This is a genomic window from Micromonospora sp. CA-269861 (assembly GCF_050948505.1).
Taxonomy (GTDB): Bacteria; Actinomycetota; Actinomycetes; order Mycobacteriales; family Micromonosporaceae; genus Micromonospora.
Genome location: NZ_CP192014.1, coordinates 571,849 through 593,473, shown reverse-complemented (window position 1 = coordinate 593,473; position 21,625 = coordinate 571,849). Strand labels below are relative to the sequence as shown.

Here is a 21,625-nt window from a genome sequence, read left to right as displayed (position 1 = left end):
TCGACTGGTGCTCCACCGCCGAGTGGTGGTGACGATGGGTCCATGAGTCCTTGGCGGATGACACGCTGGGAACGCGGCGAGCTGCCACCCGGCACCGACAGCGACACCGGCGGGCCCGCGACCGGAACGGACGAGCCGGAGCGGCGGCACGAGGCGCTGGTAAGCGTCCGGCTCGGCCCGTCCGCGCCCGGCAGCCACCTGGTGGAGTACCTGCGGCACGAGCCGTGCGCCGTCGCGGCGTGGTGGATCGCCGCCGACGTCGACGCGGTTGTCCGCCTCTCGGCCGGCAGCATCACCGTGCTGCACCGCGCCGTGGCTGACCTGCGCCTGCGCGCCGGGGTGGAGGTGGCGGAGGCCAACTACATCCTGCGCGCGCTCGACCTGACCACGCCGGCCGACAGGCGTACCGCGAAGGAGAGCCCGGCCTGGGTGCGGTCCGCCGCATGAGCCGCCCCGCCGGTGCCCACCGGGTCGTGGTGGGAGTCGACCGCTCGTTCGCCGGTATGCAGGCGCTGCGCCGGGCCATGCAGCTGGCCCGCCGCGACGGCGCGCAGTTGGACGCGGTCCGCGCGTGGGTCTTCGCGCCGACCTGGCGGCCCGGCACCCTGACCTGGCGGTGGCAGGACGAGTGCGACCGGGCGGCACTGGTCTACCTGCGCGGCGTCTTCGACGCGGCGCTCGGTGGCATGCCCCGGGACGTGACGGTGCGGCTGGTGGCGACCCAGGGGTACGCCGGGCAGGTGCTTGTCGACCACGCGCACCGGGAGTCCGATCTGCTGGTCGTCGGCAGCCCGGATCGCGGTCGGTTCGGCCGGTCCCGTGGCCACGTCACCAGGTACTGCGTGACGCGCGCGGCCGTACCCGTCGTCGCGGTGCCCGCGCCGACCTGGGCGCGGGCCGCGACGATCCGTCGCTTCGCCCGCGACCTCGAACGATTCAGCCGATGACCGTCGCTTCCGCGACACGTGTGGAGAGGACCAACCCGACAATGGACGACGCCCCGATAATCTTCGCCGTTCCGGTGCGCGACCTGCCGGGACGGCTGGTGCGGACGGTGCGGACCGGCCGTTCGCCGCAGGGGCAACGGGTGGGCATCGCCTTCACCCGACCGGAGCTGCTGGTCGCCGCGATGGGCGCGGACCAGCCCTGGGAAGAGCTGTGCGAATCCGCGCTGCGGGGCATGCTGCGCCCGCTCGGCATCGACCGTATCCAGGTCGACCCGCTGCTGGTGGCGCCACCGGTCGACCCGGGCAGCGGGGACCGGGCCGCGGCGACCGTTCCGCCCCGGAACGCGGGTGTAGCCGTCGGCGCCGTACCCGCCGCCGCTCAGGCGCGGACGAAGCGGACCGCGTCGGCGACCACGTAGCCGTTGGTGTCCTCGGTGCGGATCAGCACGCTGCCGTCGCTGCCCGCCGTGAACGGGTAGGTGCCCAACGCCACCCACTGGCCGCCGGCCTGCCTCTGGTCCACCGTCCGAGTGATCAACCCCCCGGAGTACGCGATGTCCACAGGCACGTTCGTCGCCCGGTTCGGGTCCGCGGTCCACCGCAACTGCACGGTCCACGACCCGGAGGCCGGCAGCGTCGGACGGAACCGCAGCCGGTTGACGCCCTTGGCGGTGTTGCCGTCGTGCTCGTAGTCCCCGCCGTAGTAGCCGCCGATGCTGGTGCTGCGCAGCCACGTCCCGGCCCGGGTGATGCCGCTGGCCGCGGCGTTGTCCAGGATCACCTCGCTGGTGGAGCCCCACTCCAGCACGGCGCCGTCCTGGCGCAGCCGGGCCTGCAGGGTGGGCACGGAGACGGCCTGCACGGCGAGGTTCCCGGCGAGCGCCAGGGACGCCGCGGTGGCCGCGGCCTGGCCGAGGATCATGAACACGGGTTCCATCCGGATCGAGCCGTAAGCGATGTGGCTCGCCGAGAGGCAGACCGGCACCAGCAGGTTCGCGCACTGCGCCTGGTGCGGCACTATCGCGCGGTAGCTCACCGGGTACGGCGCCGGCACGCCGATCTGCACGTCCCCCTCGTTGCGCACCCGGCCGTCGACGACCACCCGCTGACAGTTGTGCGAGTCCATCGTGTAGCTGGCAAGGCCCACCGAGTCGGTGGCGCGTACCCGGCCCCGACAGTCGGCCTCGGTCATCACGTACGCGGAGACCATCCGGCGGGCCTCGCGGATGTAGAGCAGCGGCGGCCAGCCGCCCGTGCTGGTGAACTCGTCAACCGGCAGCCCCCACCGGGCCGTCGAGTCGCGTACCGACACCGGCAGTCGGGAATCGTTGGCCAGGAACCACATCAGCCCCTGCTGGTAGGTGCGGTGCTCGGCGATGATGCTCTCCCGCGCCGCCCAGCTCGCCGTCGGGTACGCGTAGTTGAAGCCGATGTTGTCTGTCGACACGGCGCCGTTGTTGTTGGAGTCGGTCTTCCCGCCGCCGATCGAGTGGGTGGTGAAGTACGGCCCGGCGTAGCCGGCCTGGATGTGCCGCAGCAGCAGCTCGTACCGGATCGGGTCGTAACCGGACGGCTTGCCGAACGGGATCCGGTTGGCCGCCTGGGTGAGGCACATCCGGAAGCAGTACGCCTGGATCCGGTCGTCGCCGCTGCCCTGCGGGGCGAGTGGGGTGGCGGAGATGCCCGGCAGCAGGCCGCTGGCGGGCGAGCCGGCCGTGACGTACGGGTCGACCGGGTGGGCGAACTGGTGGGTGTTGCGCGACTGCACCCCGTTGATCGTCTCGCCGTAGGTGTCGTTGGACTCCCGTCCGACGGTGAACCCCACCCCGGCCACGGCCAGCAGATCGCCCTCGTAGGTGGCGTCGACGAACACCCCGCCCCGGTAGATCGACCCGTCCTCGGTGCGCAGCTCGGTGATCCGGTTGCCGGTTCGGCCGAGGCCGGCCAGCCGGGCGTTGACGACCACCGGAACGCCCGCCTCGGCAAGCATCTCGGCGAAGACGACGGTGGCGACGTGCGGTTCGAAGGTCATCCGCAGCGGCGACGTCGGCGTGAGGGTTCCGCCGTGGTACTTCACGTACACCCGGCGGTAGAACTCGGCGGCCAGCCCACCGATGGACGCCTGGACGCCGGTGTCGGTGGCGCCCAGCCCGGCGGTGCTCAACCCGCCGACGTGGCCGGTGGGCTCGACCACGACAGCCGTACGGCCCAGGCGGCGCATGGTGATCGCGGCGGCCAGCCCGCCGGAGGTGGCGCCGTAGACGACCAGGTCGGCGGTGGTGACAGCGGCTCGGGCGGGGCCGGCCCGGAACGGGTCGGTGAGACCGGCCAGGACGAGGCCGGCGCCGCCGGCGGTCAGCAGACGACGACGGGACAGGGGCAGGGACACGGCGGGCTCCCAAGGGGTAACCGGAGGGGACGGTTACAGAAGCACGCCGCTGCCGCTGCTAACAGAAATTCTTCAATCTCTGCCGGCAGGTGTCAACCGGTCAGGGGCGGTAGCGGTAGCCCATCCCGGGCTCGGTGATGAGATGCCGGGGACGAGCGGGGTCGTCCTCCAGCTTGCGCCGCAACTGGGCCAGGTACTGCCGCAGGTAGTTGGTCTCGTTCTGGTATTCCGGCCCCCACACGTCCTGGAGAAGCTGACGTTGGCTGACCAGCTTGCCGGGGTGACGCAGCAGCTTCTCCAACACGCTCCACTGGGTGGGGGTCAGCTTCACCTCGGTGCCGTCGTCCCTGCGCACGCTGTGGTCGGCCAGGTCGACGGTGTGCTGACCGATCCGCAGCGCCGGCACCGCCTCGGTCGGCGCGCCGAGGCGTCGGGTCACCGCGCGGATGCGGGCCAGCAGCTCCTCCACCCCGAACGGCTTGGTGACGTAGTCGTCCGCGCCCGCGTCGAGCGCCGCGACCTTGTCCTCGCTGCCGGCCCGCCCGGAGAGCACGATGATCGGAACGGTGGTCCACCCGCGCAGGCCCCGGATCACCTCCACGCCGTCGATGTCGGGCAGGCCGAGGTCAAGCACCACCAGGTCGGGCGGGTGGCTGGCGGCGGCCTTCAACGCGGCGGCCCCGGTGCCGGCGACGTCCACGTCGTACCGGCGGGCACGCAGGTTGATGCGCAGGGCACGCAGGATCTGCGGTTCGTCGTCGACGACAAGGATGCGCGTCATTCCTGCGGCCCCTCCGAGGTGGTCTGCGCGGCCGGCAGCCGCAACACCATGGTGAGCCCACCGCCGGGGGTGGTCTCCGGGGTGATGCTGCCACCCATCGCCTCGGCCAACCCCCGGGACAGGGCAAGACCGAGACCCACGCCGGTCTGGTTGTCCCGGTCACCGAGGCGTTGGAACGGCAGGAAGACGTGCTCCCACTGGTCCTCCGGGATGCCCGGCCCACGGTCGATCACCCGCAGCTCGACCTGACCGGCGTGGGCGCTGGCGGTGATCGTGGGCGGCTGACCGGGCGGGCTGTACCGCAGCGCGTTGGCGACGATGTTGACGAGCACCCGTTCCAGCAGACCCGGGTCGGCGGTGGCGGCCGGCAGGTCGGCCGGGATGTCCGTGCCGACGGTCGCGGCCGCCGGGCCAAGTTCGTCCAACGCCAGGGGTACGGCGTCCTCCAGGCCGATCGCCGTCGCCGAGATGCCCAGGACGCCCGCCTGGAGCCGGCTCATGTCCAGGAGGTTGCCGACCAGCCGGGCGAGCCGGTCCAGCGACTCCTCGGCGGTCTCCAGCAACTCCTCGCGGTCGGACTCGTCGAACTCGATGTCGTGGCTGCGCAGGCTGGTCACGGCCGCCTTCGCGGACGCCAACGGCGTACGCAGGTCGTGGCTGACCGCCGCGAGCAGCGCGGTGCGCATCCGGTCGGCGGCGGCGAGGGGCCGGGCGGTGGCGGCTTCCTCGGCGAGCCGTTCCTGGCGCAGCGCGACGGCGGCCTGCGCGGCGAACGCCTCGACGATCCGCCGGTCGGCGGCCTCCAACCGCCGGCCGCTGAGCACGACGGTGATCCGTTCGTCGACAGGTACCGCCGTCTCGCCGCCGTCCGGTGTGCAGGCCGGCTGCTCGCCGACGCTGGCCACAACACACCACGCGTGCTCCTCACGGGCCCGCTCCGGACGCCCGCCGGCCTCCTCGGCCAACTCCAGCACACTCACCGCGCGCAGCCCGAAGGTCTCCCGGAGCTGGTCCAGCAGGGCGGGCAGGGGACGTTCGCCGCGCAGCACACCACCGGCGACGGCGGCGAGGGTCTGCGCGTCAGCGGCGGCCCGCGCGGCCTCCCGGGTACGCCGGGCGGCCACGTCGACGATCCAGCTCACCGCCAACGCCACACCGACGAAGACGGCCAGGGCGAGCAGGTTGTCCGCCTCGGCGATGGTCAGCGTGCGGAAGGGCGGGGTGAAGAACCAGTTGAGCAGCAGCGAGCCGCCGAGCGCGGCGACCAGGGCCGGCCACACCCCACCCACCAGCGCGACCCCGACCACCCCGGCGAGGAACAGCAGGATGTCGTTCGTCAACGTCAGGTCGGGCAGGGTCCTCAGCAGCAGGGTCAGCAGCGGCATGCCCAGCACCGCCAGGCCGAAGCCGAGCAGCCGGCGGCGGCGGGACAGCGCCGCCGGCACGGCTGCCGCCCGGCGGCCCTTGCCGGCCTGCTTGTGGGTGACCAGGTGCACGTCGATCGAGCCGGAGAGGGCTGTGGTGGTCACCCCGACCCCCCGGGCGAAAATCTGCGCGAGGCGACCCCGCCGGCTGGCCCCGAGCACCAACTGGGTGGCGTTCACGCCCTGGGCGAAGTCCAGCAGCGCAGCCGGCACGTCGGTGCCGAGCACCTGGTGGTACGTGCCGCCCAGGCTCTCCACCAGCACTCGTTGGCGGGCCAGCTGGGCCGGGTCCGCGCCGGCCAGGCCGTCGCTGCGGGCCACGTGCACGGCGAGCAGGTCGGCGCCCTTGCTGCGGGCCGCGACCCGGGCCGCCCGACGGATGAGCGTCTCGCCCTCGGGGCCGCCGGTGAGCGCGACCACCACCCGCTCGCGGGCCTCCCAGGTGGCGGCGATGCCCTGCTGGCTGCGGTAGCGGTCGAGCTGCTCGTCGACCTTGTCGGCCAACCAGAGCAGCGCCAGCTCACGCAGCGCGGTGAGGTTGCCGACCCGGAAGTAGTTGCCCAACGCTGCGTCGATCTTGTCGGGACGGTAGATGTTGCCGTGCGCCATCCGCCGACGCAGGGCCTCCGGGGTCATGTCGACAAGCTCGACCTGCTCGGCGGCGCGGACGATCTCGTCCGGCACGGTCTCCCGCTGGGTGGTGCCGGTGATCTGCGCGACGACGTCGTTGACCGACTCCAGGTGCTGCACGTTGACCGTGGACAGCACATCGATCCCCGCGTCGAGCAACTCCTGGACGTCCTGCCAGCGCTTGTCGTGCCGGGAACCGGGCACGTTGCTGTGCGCCAGCTCGTCGACCACAGCGATCTGCGGCCGGCGGGCCAGCACCGCGTCCAGGTCCATCTCGGTGAACTCCGCGCCGCGGTAGTCCATCCTCCGGCGGGGCACCTGCTCCAGGTCGCCGAGCATCGCGGCGGTGTGTTGACGGCCGTGGGTCTCCACGAAACCGATCACCACGTCGGTGCCGCGCGCGGCCCGCCGCTGGGCCTCCTCCAACATGGCGTACGTCTTGCCGACGCCGGGGGCGGCCCCGAGATAGATGCGCAGTTCTCCGCGTGGCACGGGGTCCATCCTCCCTGGTCAGATCGGCGGGCGGGGCCGCGCCCGGTCGGCGCGGCCCCGTCTGCGGGTGTGCTCAGCGTGCGGCGAACTGCTTGTCGAGGGCGAGGTTCAGCTCCAGCACGTTGACACCGGGCTCACCCATGAAGCCCAGCCCACGCCCGTCGGTGTGCTCCTCGACCAGCTTGCGGACCGCCGCCGGGTCCGCGCCGCGCTCGCGCGCGACCCGGTTCACCTGCAGTTCGGCGTACGCCGGGCTGATCTGCGGGTCGAGACCGCTGGCGCTGGCGGTGACCGCGTCGGCGGGTACCGCCGGGTCGGCGGGCGCGTCGCCCCGGATCGGGGTGACCACCCCACCGGCGGCCACGTAGTCCTCGCCGGGCTGGGCCGGCTCCACCGTCACCCCCTGGTACTCGGAGACGAACGGTGTGGCCGGGGCGGCCTGGTTGACGCTGACCACCCGGGTGACCTGGCCGGTCAGACCGTCGGCGCGGAAGACCGCGAGCACGGCGCCCACCCCGTCGTCGGTGCAGAAGGGCCGGCGGCCGTCGACCCCGTTGAGCTCGCCAACATCCTTGCTGCGCCCGCACACCTGGGTGAGCAGGCTCTCGCTTGACTCCTCCGGGTCGGTGGCGATGGTGTCGACGACGCTCTCCGGGCCCAGGTTGCTGGCCGAGGTGGAGGTCGGGTCGTAGCCGTCGCCGGCGGCGGAGGGGCGGGACTGGAAGTACCGGGCGATGGGGTTGCCGTCCGCGTCGGTGAAGGACTGGCCGATCAGCGCGCTGCCGACAGTCGTCCCGCCCGAGGAGATCAGCGAGCCGTCGCTCTTGTGGTTGAGGCCGGGTAGCTGACCGAGCGCTACCAGGGCCAGCGGGTAGACCAGGCCGAGCAGCACCGTGAAGACGAGTACGGCGCGCAGCGCGGCGAGATGTTGGGCGATCCAGGTGGGTAGGCGCATCACGAAATCCCCGGGATGAACTGGATGAGCAGGTCGATGAGCTTGATCCCGATGAACGGCACGATGATGCCGCCCAGCCCGTACACCAGCAGGTTGCGGCTGAGCAGCTTCGACGCGGCCGCCGGCCGGTACCGCACGCCGCGCAGGGCGAGCGGGATCAGCGCGATGATCACCAGGGCGTTGAAGATGACAGCGGACAGGATCGCCGACTCCGGGCTGGACAGCCGCATGATGTTCAGCGCGTCCAGGCTCGGGTAGAGGCCGGCGAACATGGCCGGGATGATCGCGAAGTACTTCGCGATGTCGTTGGAGATGCTGAACGTGGTGAGCGCGCCACGGGTGATCAGCAACTGCTTGCCGATCTCGACGATCTCGATCAGCTTGGTCGGGTCGGAGTCGAGGTCGACCATGTTGCCGGCCTCCTTGGCGGCCGACGTGCCGGTGTTCATCGCCACCCCGACGTCGGCCTGCGCGAGCGCCGGCGCGTCGTTGGTGCCGTCACCTGTCATCGCGACCAGCCGGCCACCCTCCTGCTCCCGCTTGATCAGCGCGAGCTTGTCCTCCGGCGTCGCCTCGGCCAGGAAGTCGTCCACCCCGGCCTCGTCGGCGATCGCCTTCGCGGTACGCGGGTTGTCGCCGGTGATCATCACGGTCCGGATGCCCATCCTGCGCATCTCGTCGAACCGCTCCCGCATGCCGGACTTGACCACGTCCTTCAGGTGGATGACGCCCAGCGCGCGAGCTGGCTCACCGTCGACGTGCTCGGCGACGACAAGCGGGGTGCCGCCGGTGCCGCTGATCGCGTCCACGATCTCGCCGACCTGCTCGGTCGGGTGACCGCCGTTCTCCCGTACCCACTTCATCACCGCGGCGGCGGCGCCCTTGCGGACCCGGCGGGCCGTGCCCACCGCGCCGCCGTCCACGCTGGCGTCCGGGGTGAGGTCGACGCCGCTCATCCGGGTCTGCGCGGTGAACGGCACGAAGGTGGCGTGCGGCATCACGCCGGGCTCACGCTCACGCAGCCCGAAATCGTTCTTCGCCAGGACGACCACCGAGCGCCCCTCCGGGGTCTCGTCGGCCAGGCTGGACAGCTGTGCGGCGTCGGCCAGGGACGCGGCGTCGACCCCCTCGACCGGTACGAACTCGGCGGCCTGCCGGTTGCCCAGCGTGATGGTGCCGGTCTTGTCCAGCAGCAGGGTGTTGACGTCGCCGGCCGCCTCGACGGCTCGGCCGCTCATGGCCAGCACGTTGCGCTGCACCAGCCGGTCCATGCCGGCGATGCCGATGGCGGAGAGCAGCGCGCCGATGGTGGTGGGGATCAGGCAGACCAGCAGCGAGACCAGCACCACCCCGGTGACACCGGAACCGGTGATCGCACCGCTGTCCGGCGCGGCCGCCTGGTACGCCTTGGAGAAGATGGCCAGCGGCTGGAGGGTGACCACGGCCAGCAGGAAGATGACCGTGAGCGCGGCGAGCAGGATGTTCAGCGCGATCTCGTTCGGCGTCTTCTGCCGGTTGGCGCCCTCGACCAGGGCGATCATCCGGTCGATGAAGCTCTCCCCCGGCTTCTGGGTGATCTTCACGATGATCTGGTCGGAGAGCACCTTGGTGCCGCCGGTGACCGCGCTGCGGTCGCCACCGGACTCCCGGATGACCGGGGCCGACTCGCCGGTGATGGCCGACTCGTCGACGCTGGCGATGCCCTCGACGATGTCGCCGTCGCCGGGGATGATGCCGCCCGCTTCGACGAGCACGACGTCGCCCTGGCGCAGGTCCGGCGCCGGCACCGCCTCATCGCGGTAGGTGTTGGCCCGCGCGCCCGGCTTCCAGTCGATGAGCCGGGTGGCGATGGTGTCCTTCTTCGCCTGCCGCAGGGTCGCGGCCTGGGCCTTGCCCCGGCCCTCGGCGACCGCCTCGGCCAGGTTGGCGAAGATCACGGTCAGCCAGAGCCAGATGGTGATCGCCCAGGCGAACACCGACGGGTCGGCCACCGCCAGGACGGTGGTGAAGGCCGCACCGACCTCCACGATCAACATCACCGGGTTGCGCCACATCGTGGCGGGGTTGAGCTTGCGTACCGCGTCCGGCAGGGACCGGATCAACTGCTTGGGATCGAGCAGGCCCCCGCCGATCCGGTTGCCCTGGGTTGCGGGCGTGCCGGCGAGTTGCTCTGTCGGGGCGGACGTGACGGACATGTCCTCGTTCCTCATGATGGTCAGAGCCCCTCTGCCAGCGGGCCGAGCGCGAGCGCGGGCAGGAAGGTCAACGCGACGAGGACCACGGTGACGCCGACGACCATGCCGATGAACAGCGGTCGGTGGGTCGGCAGGGTGCCCTCGGACGCGGGGGTGGGTGCCTGGCGGGCCAGCGAGCCGGCCAACGCGAGCACGAAGATGAGCGGCAGGAACCGGCCCAGCAGCATGCACAACCCGAGCGCGGTGTCCCACCAGGTGGTGTTGACGGTGATGCCGCCGAACGCGGAGCCGTTGTTGTTGCTGGCCGAGGTGAACGCGTACAGCACCTCGGAGAGGCCGTGTGGGCCGACGTTGAGCGCCGTGGAGTTGTTGCCGGTGGCGAACGCCGCCGCCGTGCCGACGAGCACCAGGATCGGCGTGATCAGGAAGTAGAGCGAGGCGAACTTGATCTCGCGCGACCCGATCTTCTTGCCCAGGTACTCGGGAGTGCGGCCCACCATCAGCCCGGCCACGAAGACCGTGATCACCGCGAGGATGAGCAGGCCGTAGAGACCCGAACCGGTGCCGCCCGGCGCGACCTCGCCGAGCATCATGTTGACCATGGTCATCATGCCGCCGAGCGAGGTGAACGAGTCGTGGAAGGAGTTGACCGCACCTGTCGAGGTGAGCGTGGTGGCGGCGGCGAAGGTGGCCGAGTTCGACACGTCGAACCGCACCTCCTTGCCCTCCATCGCCGCGCCTACCGCCTGCGGCACCGTGCCGTGGCCGGCCAGCTCGAAGATGTTGGTGATGGCGACGCTGAGGAACGCGAGGATGCCCATCACCGCGGCGATGGCGTAGCCCTGCCGGTTCTGCCCGACCATCCGACCGAAGACCCGGGGCAGGCTGAACGGGATCAGGAAGATCAGGAAGATCTCCAGCCAGTTCGTCCAGGTGGTGGGGTTCTCGAACGGGTGCGCGCTGTTGACGTTGTAGAAGCCGCCACCGTTGGTGCCCAGCTCCTTGATCACTTCCTGGCTGGCGACCGGACCACCCGTGATGGTCTGGGTGCCGCCGGTCAGGGTGCTCACGTCGGTGCCGGCGGACAGGTTCTGCACCACGCCGCCGATCATCAGCGCGATGGCGCCGAGCACCGCGATCGGCAGCAGGATCCGCAGCACGATGCGGGTCAGGTCGACCCAGAAGTTGCCGAGCTGCCCGGTGCGGCTGCGGGCGAAACCGCGTACCAGCGCGACAGCCACCGCGATGCCGACCGCCGCCGAGACGAAGTTCTGCACCGCGAGGCCGGCCATCTGCACCAGGTGGCCCATCGTCGACTCACCCGAGTACGACTGCCAGTTCGTGTTGGTCACGAACGACACGGCCGTGTTCCACGCGCCGTGCGGCACCACCGGGTCGAACCCCAACGACAGCCACAGGTGGTTCTGCACCCGCTGGAACAGGTACAGGAACAGGATCGAGATCGCGGAGAACGCCAGCACGCTCCGGGCGTACACACCCCAGGTCTGCTCGGCGGCCGGGTTGACCCCGACCAGCCGGAAGATGCCCCGCTCGACGCGCGACTGCTTCGTGCCGGAGACCGCCCGGAACATGTAGTCGCCGAACGGCTTGTAGACGGCGACGAGGGCCGCCACCAGCGTCAGCACGAAGATGACGCCCGCTGTTGTCATGGTCATCAGAAGCGCTCCGGAAACAACAGGGCGAACACCAGGAACGCGCCCAGGACGATCGCGAGCACCAGACCGACGGCGTTTACCGCGTTCACAGCTTCTCCACCGCCCGGACCACCAGGGCGAGCACTGCGAACAGCGCCACCGTCAGGATCACGAACACCACGTCAGACACGCTGACTCCTCATACCGGAAAGGTTCGTCGCGACCGCCTCCCGGTCGCGCCGGGCAATCAAAGCCCCACCACCCGCCGGACGGCAGGGGTCATAACGCGACCATGACGGGGCCGAACCGTTTCTTGACGTGGTTTTCACACCTGCCCACTGAACAGGTGAAATGCGGCACAGAGCAGGGCCGGGAGCACGCGGAGGTGATCGCTCGCGACACCCGCCGGGTTGGCGGGCGCGGCGGTGGTGCGGGAGGAGGTGCGGGGCCGGGTCAGGCCGGGCGGCGGGCCACCAGCACGTCCCGCATGATCGACTGGTCCACCCGGTGCCGCAGCGCGCGGTAGGGCTCCTCGTCGACAACCGTCAGGCCGGCGTCGGCAAGCGCCGCCGCCGCGTCGTCCCGGCTGGCGACGTGGGTGTTCCAGGAGACACCGAGCGCACCGCCGGGGCGCAACAACCGGGCCCAGACCGGCGCGGCGTCCGCGAGCAGTGCCAGCGGGTCGCGGGCCAACCCCTGCCCAGCGGTACGACTGCCGTGCTGCACGCCGTACGGGGCATCCGCGACGACCAGGTCCACGGTCTCCGGGCGGAAGAACTCCGCCGAGCGGGCGGTGTCGGCATTGACCACGTCCAGCAACTGCGTCTGGCCGGCCTTGTGCTCCTCGCGGGTCGGCGCCAACTCGATCCGCACCCGTCGGCCAACCACCTTGCGCTCCCGCCGCACCGGCCCCGACTCCAGCACCCGGTGCTTGACCCGCTTCTGCTTCAGCCAGGTGGTGATGAACGCCCGGTACGCCTCGACGTCCTTCTGGTCGCGCTCGATCCCGGCGGCGTCGAAGCCGTACATCAGCGCCTGGTTGAGGGTGGTGCCCCGGCCACAGAGCGGGTCGAGCACCCGAAACCGGCGGCTCGTCATCTCGGTGGCCCAGTCCGAGGCGAGCAGGGTGACGTTGAGCAGCAGCTTGGTGAACTGCTCGTTGGTCTTGCCCGGGTACTTCTGGATGGTGAGCAGGTCGTCGTCGTAGCGGTCCAGTCGGCTCCACTCGATCGGCCGCAGCAGCTCACCGACGATCTCGAAGAGCGCGTACCCGGCGGAGAGGTTGCCCAGGACGGCCAGGTCCCGCTCGGTCAGCCCGTCGCCGCTGAAGGTGACGTAGGACGCCCCTCCGACGACCTCGGTGTCCAGCTCGCCGATCCGGCCGTCCAGCGCCGAGCGGCCGAAGATCTCCAGCTCGGCCCGGGTGAGGTCGACGGCGGCGCGGGCGTACACCCGATTGGTGGCGGGCAGGATGAGCAGGCCGTAACGCGTCATGATCCGGCGAGTATTCCACAACCAGTCACGGTCACCGGGAACTGGAGCGGCTGCCGGAGCGACTACCGATACATGGGGTGTGAGCAGTGGCGGGAGGTCCTGTCCGCGCAGCTGGACGGGGAGGAGTCCGCCGCCGAACTGACGGCGGTACAGGGGCACCTCGACGGGTGCGCCGAATGCCGGGCCTGGTTCACGGCTGCGGCGGCGGTGACCCGTCGGATTCGTACCCGACTGGTCGTTGACGTGCCCGACCGGACGGCGGCGATCCTTGCCGCCACCAGCGCGGCCCCGGCCCAGAGGTCGCGGTGGCGGCTCCGGACCGGACGTGGGCCGCTGGTCAGCGGCCTGCGGACGGCGCTGGGACGCGGCCCGCTCGTCGCCGGCCTGCGCAAGGCGTTCGGACGTGGCCCGCTCGTCGTCGGCCTGCGGTCGGCGCTCGGGCTGCTCGGCGCGGTGCAACTGGTGCTCGGCCTGGCCCAGGTGGGCAGGGGCGCGACCGCCGACCACCTGCACCCCACCGGCCAGCACCTGTGGCACGAGTCGGCGGCGTGGAACGTGGCAGTGGGCGCGGGCTTCCTGTTCGTGGCGCTGCGCCGCAGCCCACCCGCCGGGCTGCTGCCGATGCTCAGCGCGTTCGTCGGCACGTTGCTGCTGCTGTCGGTCAACGACCTGGCCACCGGGTCGGTGGGCGGGGAACGGCTGATCAGCCACGGCTTCCTGGTGGTCGGCTACCTGATCACCGTGCTGCTGTCCCGGCCCGGTCTGCGCCCCGGCGGGCCGGCACCGCAGCGCCAGCCGGCGCCCTCCCGCTGGCGGTTCGGGGCAGACGAGGTGGACCGGCCGCTGCGGGTGGTACGCCCCGAGTCCTACCCGGCCCAGGCCGCCGACCGGTACGCCGCCCCGGCGGCGCAGGCCACCCGTACCGATCATGCTGGCAGACGCCGCGCCGCCTGATCGCCGCGCGTTCCGCCGACGCCACTGCCCGGTAGCAGCCCGGGTTCCAGCATCTCGTCGGTGTGGCACCGGGGATCGTGGGCTGCGTAGAGCACTGACAACTGTCGGTGCAGCTGGCGTCGCTCGTCCTCGCCGAGGGCAGCGAGGAAGTCGTCCTCGGCCCGGCGCATCGCCGTGAGGGCTTCCGTCAATATGGTGCGGCCCTCGGTGGTGACGCTGATGAGCTGCTTACGGCGGTCGCTGAGGCTGCGCTCGCGCCGGACGTATCCGTTGCGCTCAAGTTCGTCGATGACCGCGACCATCGTGGTGCGGTCGAGCCCGGTCTCCTGACACAGGTCGCGCTGGGACAACTCACCGTCCTGGACGAAGGCCAGCACCCGCATATCCCGGCCGCGTAGACGGAAGGGCAGGAGCACCTCTTCCATCCGGACGCTGGCGAGGTTGGCCAACTTCAGCAGCAGGTACCCGGTGGCGGAGGAGATGGTTTCGGATGAGCGCATAACCCTCAGCCTAGTCTTCCGCTTCGCTGATTATCAGCTACGCTGACGATCAGCGATCCGGCCGAACCGGGAGAGTCGTATGAAGATGCGCGTCATCCTCACCATCGTCGGCGTGATCACCGCAACGCCCGCACTTGCCTTGTTTTGGCCGCAATTGCTGACGAGCAGTTATGGCTTGGCCGACCCCGACCGCATGACCACCGCGCTGCTCCAGCATCGGGGTGTCTTGCAGGCGGCTCTTGGCGCGGCCATCGTCTGGGGGGCCTTCTACGTGCCGGCCAGAGTGCCGGCGGCGGCGACCGCCATCATCACCAAGTCGGTGTTTCTCGCCCTGACCGTCGTCGACGTCGGCATGCGGGCTGACATGAACCTCATCTCGCTGGCGTTCGACCCGATCGCCATCGTCATCCTGACCGTCGTCGTCGTGCTCCACCTCCGCGAATCAACCTCCGCCACTGCACCGGCCTGAAGTCCGGTACGGCAGGTCAGGGCAGGGCAGGGCAGGGCAGGGCAGCTTAAGCGGAAGGCGCTGGCCGGGCCGGGCCAGCACCGGGGATGGTGTGCGGAATGACCTGTTCGACGATGGTCAGCAGCGTGGCGGTGAGCAGCAGATGCACCTGGTCGCGTGTCAACGCGCCACGCTGGAGCCACTCCCGGGCGGTCGACGTGGCCAGCCCGCCGTACGCGCGGACCATCCCGCGTAACTCCTCGCGGTGCTCCGCCTCGCCGGCCAGCCCGATGGCGACGAGCATGCGGTCCGCGGCGACCTCCTCGGCCTCGGCGAGCACCCGCTCCACGTCGGCGTCGCCGCCCATCCCCCGCGCGGTGACCGCCGCGAGCCACGAGGTGCTGTGCCGGGACACCACGTCGAGGAACCAGGTGACGCTGGCGTCGACCCGGGTCCGCAGATCACCCTTGGGCAGACGTTCCAGGGCAACCTCGGGGATGGTCACCATGACCCGGACGACCTCCAGGTAGAGGTCCTTCTTCGCACCGAAGTAGTGGTTGACCAGGCCACGAGCGACGCCCGCCTCGCGTGCGACGTCGGTGGTCGACACGTCCGCGTACGGGCGCTCCCCGAACAGCCGGACCGCGCAGGCCAGGATCTGCCCACGCCGGGCGTCCGGTTCCAACCGGCGGCGGCGCGGAGCCGTCTCGACACTCACCTGCCCGACCCTATCGGCAGCTCAGAGCGCCAAGCCCAGCGTCAACCACCGTCCCACCTTCATCAAGTGGGGCCCTGACGGCGCCGGACCAGCGCGGGGCAGGGCAAGTTCTCGCGCGATCTTGGACAGTTTCCGTTAGCTCGTAACGGAAACTGTCCAAGATCTCCGCGCATCACGACTTATTGACAGGGTGCCAACAGCGCGCGAGGGTGGTGCACATGCCGACTCCCCCGCCCGACGGCTCCCCCTCACCCTGGCGCGAGCCGGAGCATGACGACCTGGCTGATCTGGCCCGCACCTTCTTCACCAAGGAGGTGTTGCCGCACGCCGACCGCCTGCTCGAGCAGGGCCACCCGGACCGCGAGCACTACCGGCGCGCCGGTGAGTTGGGGCTGCTCGGCCTGTCGGTCCCGGAGGAGTACGGCGGCGGGAGCGGTGGGTTCACCCACGAGGCCGTCATGCTGCACGAGCAGGCGTACACCGGGGAGAGCAGCCTCGGCCTGGCCGTCCACAGCGGCATCGTCACCGGTTACCTGGTGGCGTACGGCAGCGAGGAGCAGAAGCGACGTTGGCTGCCCGGCCTGTGCAGCGGTGAGCTGGTCGGCGCCATCGCGATGACCGAGCCGGACGGTGGCTCCGATCTTCAGGCGATGCGTACCCGGGCGGTCCGCGACGGTGACGACTACCTGGTGACCGGCGCGAAGACGTTCATCACCAACGGTGGCCTGGCCGATCTGGTCATCGTGGCCGTGAAGACCGACCCCGAGCAGCGGGCGTCCGGCGTCTCGCTGCTGGTGTGCGAGGTGGGTGGCGACCCGGCGGGGTTCCGGCGAGGCCGGCTGCTGTCCAAGATCGGCCTGCACGCCAACGACACGGCGGAGCTGTTCTTCGACGAGTTCCGGGTTCCGGCGGCGAACCTGCTCGGCGGCGCCGAGGGGATGGGTTTCGTCCAGCTCATGCAGCAACTCCCGCAGGAACGGCTGGTCATCGGCGTCGGCGCGGTGGCCGCCATGGAGCGGGCCGTCGCGCTGACCGTGGCGTACGCGAAGGAGCGCACCGCCTTCGGCAAGACCCTGATGGGCCACCAGAACACCCGGATGGTGCTCGCGGAGTGCGCGACCCGCGCCCGGGTCAGCCGGGTCTTCCTGGACGACTGCATCGTCCGGCACACGCGTGGCGACCTGGACGTGGCCACCGCGGCGATGGCGAAGTCCTGGCTCACCGACGGGCAGTGTGAGGTCGTCGACAGGTGCCTCCAGCTCTTCGGCGGCTACGGCTACACGACTGAGTATCCGATCGCCCGGATGTACGCCGACGCCCGCGTCCAGAAGATCTACGGCGGCACCAACGAGATCATGAAGGAGTTGATCGCCCGTGCCCTCTGAGGCGTACGTCTATGACGCGGTCCGCACGCCGCGCGGACGCGGTCGGGACAGCGGCGCGCTGCACGGGGTCAAGCCGATCTCCCTGGTGGTCGGCCTGATCGACGCGTTGCGTGAGCGCAACCCCGGCCTGGACGTCGGCCGGCTGGAGGACCTGCTGCTCGGCATCGTGACCCCGGTCGGCGAGCAGGGTGGCGACCTGGCACGGGCCGCGGCGCTGTTGGCAGGGCTGCCCGACCAGGTGGGCGGGGTGCAGCTCAACCGGTTCTGCGCCTCCGGGTTGGAGGCGGTCAACTCCGCCGCCGCGCGGATCCGCTCCGGCTGGGAGCATCTGCTGCTCGCGGGCGGGGTCGAGTCGATGTCCCGGGTGCCGATGGGCTCCGACGGCGCGGCCTGGGCCACCGACCCGCAGACCGCGCTGGCCACGTCGTTCGTGCCGCAGGGCGTCAGCGCCGATCTGATCGCCACCCTGGAGGGCTTCACTCGCGACGATGTGGACGGCTACGCGCTGCGGTCGCAGGAGCGGGCCGCCAAGGCATGGGCCGGCGGGTACTTCACCCGCTCGGTGGTGCCGGTCCGCGACGGCAACGGGCTGGACATCCTCGCCGTGGACGAGCACCCGCGCCCGGAGACCACCCGGGAGGCGCTGGCCAGGCTCACCCCGTCCTTCGCCACGATGGGCGAGGCGGCCGGCTTCGACGCTGTCGCGTTGCAGAAGTTCCACTGGTTGGAGGCCATCGAACACGTCCACCACGCGGGCAACTCGTCAGGCATCGTGGACGGGGCCGCGCTGGTGCTGATCGGCTCGGGCGACGTCGGTCGGGACCTCGGCCTCACCCCGCGCGCCCGGATCGTCGGCGCGGCGGTCAGCGGCGCCGACCCGACGCTGATGTTGACCGGCCCGATCCCGGCCACCCACAAGGCGCTCGCCGTGGCCGGGCTGACAGTCGACGACATCGACCTCTTCGAGATCAACGAGGCCTTCGCCGCGGTGGTGCTCAAGTACGTCCGGGACCTGGGCCTCGACCCGGACCGGGTGAACGTCAACGGCGGCGCGATCGCTCTCGGCCACCCGCTCGGCGCGACCGGAGCGATGCTGCTCGGTACGGCGTTGGACGAGTTGGAGCGCCGCGACCTACGCCGCGCCGTGGTGACCCTGTGCATCGGCGGCGGCATGGGCGTCGCCACAGTTCTCGAGCGCTGCTGACCCGGGGGAAGAGACCAATGACCGACACCATCCGGTACGACCGCGGCGCCGACGGCATCGTCACGCTCACCCTGGACGACCCCACCCAGTCCGCCAACACCATGAACCGGGCGTACGCCACCTCGATGAGCGCGGTGCTCGATCGGCTGGAGGCCGAGCGGGATCTCGTCGGCGTCATCGTGACAAGCGCGAAGTCGACCTTCTTCGCCGGTGGCGACCTGCCCGAGATGATCCGGGCCACCCGCGCCGACGCGCCCGCCCTGGCCGAGCTGCTCGGCACCATCAAGCGGGACCTGCGCCGGTTGGAGACGCTGGGCCGACCGGTGGTCGCCGCGGTCAACGGCTCGGCGCTCGGCGGTGGCCTGGAGATCGCGCTCGCCTGCCACCACCGGATCGCGCTGGACGCGCCCGGCACCCGGCTCGGGCTGCCCGAGGTGACCCTGGGCCTGCTGCCCGGGGCGGGCGGTGTCACCCGGACGGTACGGATGCTCGGCCTGGCCGGCGCGCTGACCACCGTGCTGCTCACCGGCCGGCGGATGCGCCCGGCCGACGCCCTGTCCGCCGGGCTCGTCGACGAGGTCGTCGGCACGCCGACCGAACTGCTGGAGCACGCCCGGGCCTGGATCGCGGCCAACCCGCACCCGGCACAGCCGTGGGACCGCCCGGACTACCGGATGCCGGGCGGCACCCCGGCCAGCCGTTCGCTCGCCGCCCAACTGCCCGCCTTCCCGGCCACGCTGCGCAAGCAGCTCAAGGGCGCCCGGCTGCCCGCGCCCGAGGCGATCCTCGCCGCCGCCGTCGAGGGTGCGCAGGTCGACCTGGAGACCGCCCTGACCGTGGAGACCCGGTATCTGATCGGGCTGCTCACCGGGCAGGTCGCCAAGAACATGATCGGTGCCTTCTTCTTCGACCTGAAGGCCGTCAACGGTGGCGCTGCCCGACCGGCCGACGTGGACGCTCCGCCGGTCCGCCGGGTGGCGGTGCTCGGGGCCGGCATGATGGGCGCGGGCATCGCGTACGCCTGCGCCAGCGCCGGGCTGGACGTCGTGGTCAGGGACGTCACGCCGGAGGCCGCCGGCCGGGCCCGGGAGCACGCCGAGCGGTTGCTGGCCCGCGCGGTCCGCAAGGGTCGCACGACCGAGGCCGACGCCCGCGCCGTGCTGGACCGGATCACCACCACCGACCAGGTGGACGCGCTGGCCGGCTGCGACGCGGTGATCGAGGCGGTCTTCGAGGACCCGGCGCTGAAACAGCAGGTCTTCGCCGAGGTGCTGCCCGTGCTGGCACCCGATGCGCTGCTCGCCTCCAACACCTCCACCCTGCCGATCACCGGGCTGGCTGCCGGAGTGGACCGGCCGGCGGACTTCATCGGCATGCACTTCTTCTCTCCGGTGGACCGGATGCCGCTGTTGGAGATCGTGGTGGGCGAGCGGACCGGGGACGTGGCGCTGGCTCGGGCGTTCGACCTGGGCCGGCGGATCGGCAAGACCCCGATCGTGGTGAACGACGGCCGGGGCTTCTTCACCAGCCGGGTGATCGGCCGGTTCATCGACGAGGCGGTCGGCATGGTCGCCGAGGGTGTCCCCGCCGCGTCGGTGGAGCAGGCGGCCCTCCAGGCCGGCTACCCGACCGGGCCGCTGGCGTTGGCCGACGAGGTCAGTCTCACGCTGATCCAGCGGATCCGCCGCCAGTTCGAGGCGGCCAGCGAGGAGTTCCGGCCCCTGCCGGCGCACCGCTTGGTGGACGAGCTGGTCGACGCGTACGACCGGCCGGGGCGCGCCGCCGGACGCGGCTTCTACTCCTACGACGACGGCACCCGCGACCGGTTGTGGCCCGGTCTCGCCGACCTGACCACCGAGGCGGGTCGGGCCGTGCCGTTCACCGACCTCCAGGAGCGGATGCTTTTCGCCGAGGCGCTGGACGCGCTGCGCTGCCTCGACGAGGGGGTGCTGCGTACCGAGACCGACGCCAACATCGGCTCGATCTTCGGCATCGGCTTCCCCGCGTGGACGGGAGGGGTGATCCGCTACGTCCGGCAGTACGCGGGCGGCCCGGCCGGCTTCGCGGCCCGGGCCAGCGAGTTGGCCGATCGCTACGGCGACCGGTTCAGGCCCCCCGCCGACCTGGTCGACCGGCTCGCCGCCGCTGCCGACCGCCCCGCCGAACCGGCCGGGGTCGCGTGATGGCGGCGCGCGGTGGGCCGCTGGCCGGGGTACGGGTGGTCGAGCTGGCCAGCCTCGCCCCGGCGCCGTTCGGCTGCATGGTCCTCGCCGACCTCGGCGCGGATGTGGTGCGGGTGGATCGGCCGGGCGCGCCGGGTGCGGGTCGGCTGGCCGCGCCGACCAGCGGTCCGTTGCAGCGCGGCCGGCGGGTCACCGCGCTGGACCTGAAGTCCCCGGCCGGGGTGGCGGACCTGCTGCGCCTCGTCGAGCGCGCGGACGTGCTGGTCGAGGCGTACCGGCCCGGGGTGGCCGAGCGGCTCGGCTTCGGGCCGGAGGTGTGCCAGGCCCGCAACCCCCGACTGGTGTACGCGCGGATGACCGGCTGGGGGCAGGACGGCCCGCTGGCAGCCCGGGCCGGGCACGACATCGACTACATCGCTGTCGCTGGGGCGTTGGAGCCGCTGGGACGGGCCGGCGAACGCCCGTACGCGCCGATGAACCTGCTCGGCGACTTCGGCGGCGGCGGCATGCTGCTCGCCGTCGGGGTGCTGGCCGCGCTGCTGGAACGGGAACGCTCCGGCCTCGGCCAGGTGGTCGACGCGGCGATGGTGGACGGCTCGGCGCTCCTCACCTCGTTCCTGCACGGGCTGCTCGGCACCGGTCTGTGGGCCGCCCCGCGCGGGCGCAACATGTTCGACGGCGGGGCGCCGTTCTACGACACGTACGCCACCGCGGACGGTGGCTTCATGGCCGTCGGCGCGATGGAACCGGCCTTCTACGCCGTACTGCTCGCCGGCCTCGACCTCGCCGACGACCCGGACCTGCCCGCCCAGTACGACCCGAGCGGCTGGGACGAGTTGCGCCGCCGGTTCACCGAGCGGTTCGCCGAGCGCACCCGGGACGAGTGGACGGCTGTCTTCGGCGACCTGGACGCCTGCGTCGCGCCGGTGCTCGCCCCCGGCGAGGCGCACGGACACCCGCACAACGCCGCCCGGGGCACGTTCGTCGAGGTGGGCGGCGAGATCCAGCCGGCCCCCGCACCCCGCTTCGACCGCACCCCGACCGCCCGCCCGGCCCCGGCACCGGACCCGGAGCAGGACCTCCTTCGGGTCGAGGAGATCCTCCCGGACTGGCCGCAGCACACCTGACCCGTCGGGTGGTCGCAGGCGTCCGCACGAGGCGTTGATCAGAGCGAGGCGGGAGGCTGCCTGGGCCGGCGACATCCCCGTTTCGCGACTCTCGGGTCACTGGCGGCATGATCATGGAACCTGGAGTGGAAGCGACAGCCAGGG

At 71.6% G+C, this 21,625-nt stretch carries 19 protein-coding genes; 9 read left to right on the top strand and 10 right to left on the bottom strand.

The genetic code is table 11. The annotated features are described in order from the left end of the window. The first annotated feature begins 42 nt into the window (after positions 1 to 42). The 3 genes from ACQP0U_RS02800 to ACQP0U_RS02790 are packed head-to-tail and all read left to right on the top strand — an operon-like array spanning position 43 to position 1,366. The gene (locus ACQP0U_RS02800; RefSeq protein WP_433315487.1) at positions 43 to 447 is read left to right on the top strand and encodes a hypothetical protein; all 405 of its coding nucleotides are present in this window, start codon (positions 43 to 45) and stop codon (positions 445 to 447) included. Next, positions 444 to 947 carry a universal stress protein gene (locus tag ACQP0U_RS02795; RefSeq protein ID WP_433315485.1) on the top strand — a complete coding sequence of 168 codons (504 nt, stop codon included), beginning with the start codon at positions 444 to 446 and terminating at the stop codon, positions 945 to 947. Before ACQP0U_RS02800 ends, ACQP0U_RS02795 begins: the two co-directional genes overlap by 4 nt. Further along, positions 944 to 1,366 carry an SAV_915 family protein gene (locus tag ACQP0U_RS02790; RefSeq protein ID WP_433315483.1) on the top strand — a complete coding sequence of 141 codons (423 nt, stop codon included), beginning with the start codon at positions 944 to 946 and terminating at the stop codon, positions 1,364 to 1,366. Before ACQP0U_RS02795 ends, ACQP0U_RS02790 begins: the two co-directional genes overlap by 4 nt. Here the strand turns inward: ACQP0U_RS02790 and ACQP0U_RS02785 are convergent. The 8 genes from ACQP0U_RS02785 to ACQP0U_RS02750 all read right to left on the bottom strand — a co-directional run bounded on the left by ACQP0U_RS02785 (position 1,327) and on the right by ACQP0U_RS02750 (position 12,962). Continuing rightward, positions 1,327 to 3,336, bottom strand: a complete 2,010-nt coding sequence (locus ACQP0U_RS02785; RefSeq protein WP_433315481.1) for an FAD-dependent oxidoreductase — start codon at positions 3,334 to 3,336, stop codon at positions 1,327 to 1,329. The two genes, ACQP0U_RS02790 and ACQP0U_RS02785, sit on opposite strands and share 40 nt — an antisense overlap. 100 nt (positions 3,337 to 3,436) lie before the next feature. Beyond that, the gene (locus tag ACQP0U_RS02780) at positions 3,437 to 4,117 is read right to left on the bottom strand and encodes a response regulator (RefSeq protein WP_433315479.1); all 681 of its coding nucleotides are present in this window, start codon (positions 4,115 to 4,117) and stop codon (positions 3,437 to 3,439) included. Next, positions 4,114 to 6,663, bottom strand: a complete 2,550-nt coding sequence (locus ACQP0U_RS02775) for a DUF4118 domain-containing protein (RefSeq protein ID WP_433315477.1) — start codon at positions 6,661 to 6,663, stop codon at positions 4,114 to 4,116. The genes ACQP0U_RS02780 and ACQP0U_RS02775 overlap by 4 nt, the downstream gene beginning before the upstream one ends. 73 nt (positions 6,664 to 6,736) lie before the next feature. After that, entirely contained in the window at positions 6,737 to 7,618 is an 882-nt protein-coding gene (locus ACQP0U_RS02770) for a potassium-transporting ATPase subunit C (protein WP_433315475.1), read from the bottom strand. Beyond that, the gene (gene kdpB, locus ACQP0U_RS02765) at positions 7,618 to 9,813 is read right to left on the bottom strand and encodes a potassium-transporting ATPase subunit KdpB (protein ID WP_433315473.1); all 2,196 of its coding nucleotides are present in this window, start codon (positions 9,811 to 9,813) and stop codon (positions 7,618 to 7,620) included. Before kdpB ends, ACQP0U_RS02770 begins: the two co-directional genes overlap by 1 nt. 20 nt (positions 9,814 to 9,833) lie before the next feature. Then, the gene (kdpA, locus tag ACQP0U_RS02760) at positions 9,834 to 11,489 is read right to left on the bottom strand and encodes a potassium-transporting ATPase subunit KdpA (RefSeq protein WP_433315471.1); all 1,656 of its coding nucleotides are present in this window, start codon (positions 11,487 to 11,489) and stop codon (positions 9,834 to 9,836) included. Then, entirely contained in the window at positions 11,489 to 11,578 is a 90-nt protein-coding gene (kdpF, locus tag ACQP0U_RS02755; protein WP_036390805.1) for a K(+)-transporting ATPase subunit F, read from the bottom strand. Before kdpF ends, kdpA begins: the two co-directional genes overlap by 1 nt. Before the next feature lie 343 nt (positions 11,579 to 11,921). Continuing rightward, a complete protein-coding gene (locus tag ACQP0U_RS02750; RefSeq protein WP_433315469.1) occupies positions 11,922 to 12,962 on the bottom strand; it encodes a TRM11 family SAM-dependent methyltransferase in 1,041 nt (346 codons plus the stop codon). A gap of 72 nt (positions 12,963 to 13,034) precedes the next feature. Here ACQP0U_RS02750 and ACQP0U_RS02745 point away from each other — a divergent pair, with 72 nt between their 5' ends. After that, positions 13,035 to 13,916 carry a zf-HC2 domain-containing protein gene (locus ACQP0U_RS02745; protein ID WP_433315467.1) on the top strand — a complete coding sequence of 294 codons (882 nt, stop codon included), beginning with the start codon at positions 13,035 to 13,037 and terminating at the stop codon, positions 13,914 to 13,916. On the opposite strand, the gene ACQP0U_RS02740 is transcribed toward ACQP0U_RS02745, so the two are convergent. Continuing rightward, positions 13,889 to 14,416, bottom strand: coding sequence for a MarR family winged helix-turn-helix transcriptional regulator (locus ACQP0U_RS02740; protein ID WP_433315465.1), 528 nt, complete (start codon positions 14,414 to 14,416; stop codon positions 13,889 to 13,891). The genes ACQP0U_RS02745 and ACQP0U_RS02740 overlap by 28 nt on opposite strands. A 79-nt stretch (positions 14,417 to 14,495) precedes the next feature. Here ACQP0U_RS02740 and ACQP0U_RS02735 point away from each other — a divergent pair, with 79 nt between their 5' ends. Beyond that, the gene (locus tag ACQP0U_RS02735) at positions 14,496 to 14,885 is read left to right on the top strand and encodes a hypothetical protein (RefSeq protein WP_433315464.1); all 390 of its coding nucleotides are present in this window, start codon (positions 14,496 to 14,498) and stop codon (positions 14,883 to 14,885) included. 46 nt (positions 14,886 to 14,931) lie between these two features. Here the strand turns inward: ACQP0U_RS02735 and ACQP0U_RS02730 are convergent, their stop codons facing one another. Continuing rightward, complete coding sequence (locus ACQP0U_RS02730; RefSeq protein WP_433315462.1) at positions 14,932 to 15,582, bottom strand: TetR/AcrR family transcriptional regulator; 651 nt, start codon at positions 15,580 to 15,582, stop codon at positions 14,932 to 14,934. A 218-nt stretch (positions 15,583 to 15,800) separates the two neighbouring features. Between ACQP0U_RS02730 and ACQP0U_RS02725 the strand changes: the two genes are divergently transcribed. From ACQP0U_RS02725 to ACQP0U_RS02710, 4 genes are read left to right on the top strand one after another with little or no spacing between them, the layout of a single operon-like run. Further along, positions 15,801 to 16,967: an acyl-CoA dehydrogenase family protein gene (locus ACQP0U_RS02725; protein ID WP_433315460.1), complete on the top strand. Its 1,167-nt coding sequence runs from the start codon at positions 15,801 to 15,803 to the stop codon at positions 16,965 to 16,967. Then, positions 16,957 to 18,171, top strand: a complete 1,215-nt coding sequence (locus ACQP0U_RS02720; RefSeq protein ID WP_433315458.1) for an acetyl-CoA C-acetyltransferase — start codon at positions 16,957 to 16,959, stop codon at positions 18,169 to 18,171. The genes ACQP0U_RS02725 and ACQP0U_RS02720 overlap by 11 nt, the downstream gene beginning before the upstream one ends. A 17-nt stretch (positions 18,172 to 18,188) precedes the next feature. Beyond that, positions 18,189 to 20,354: a 3-hydroxyacyl-CoA dehydrogenase NAD-binding domain-containing protein gene (locus tag ACQP0U_RS02715; RefSeq protein WP_433315456.1), complete on the top strand. Its 2,166-nt coding sequence runs from the start codon at positions 18,189 to 18,191 to the stop codon at positions 20,352 to 20,354. After that, a complete protein-coding gene (locus ACQP0U_RS02710; protein WP_433315454.1) occupies positions 20,354 to 21,481 on the top strand; it encodes a CaiB/BaiF CoA transferase family protein in 1,128 nt (375 codons plus the stop codon). Before ACQP0U_RS02715 ends, ACQP0U_RS02710 begins: the two co-directional genes overlap by 1 nt. Positions 21,482 to 21,625: the final 144 nt, after the last annotated feature.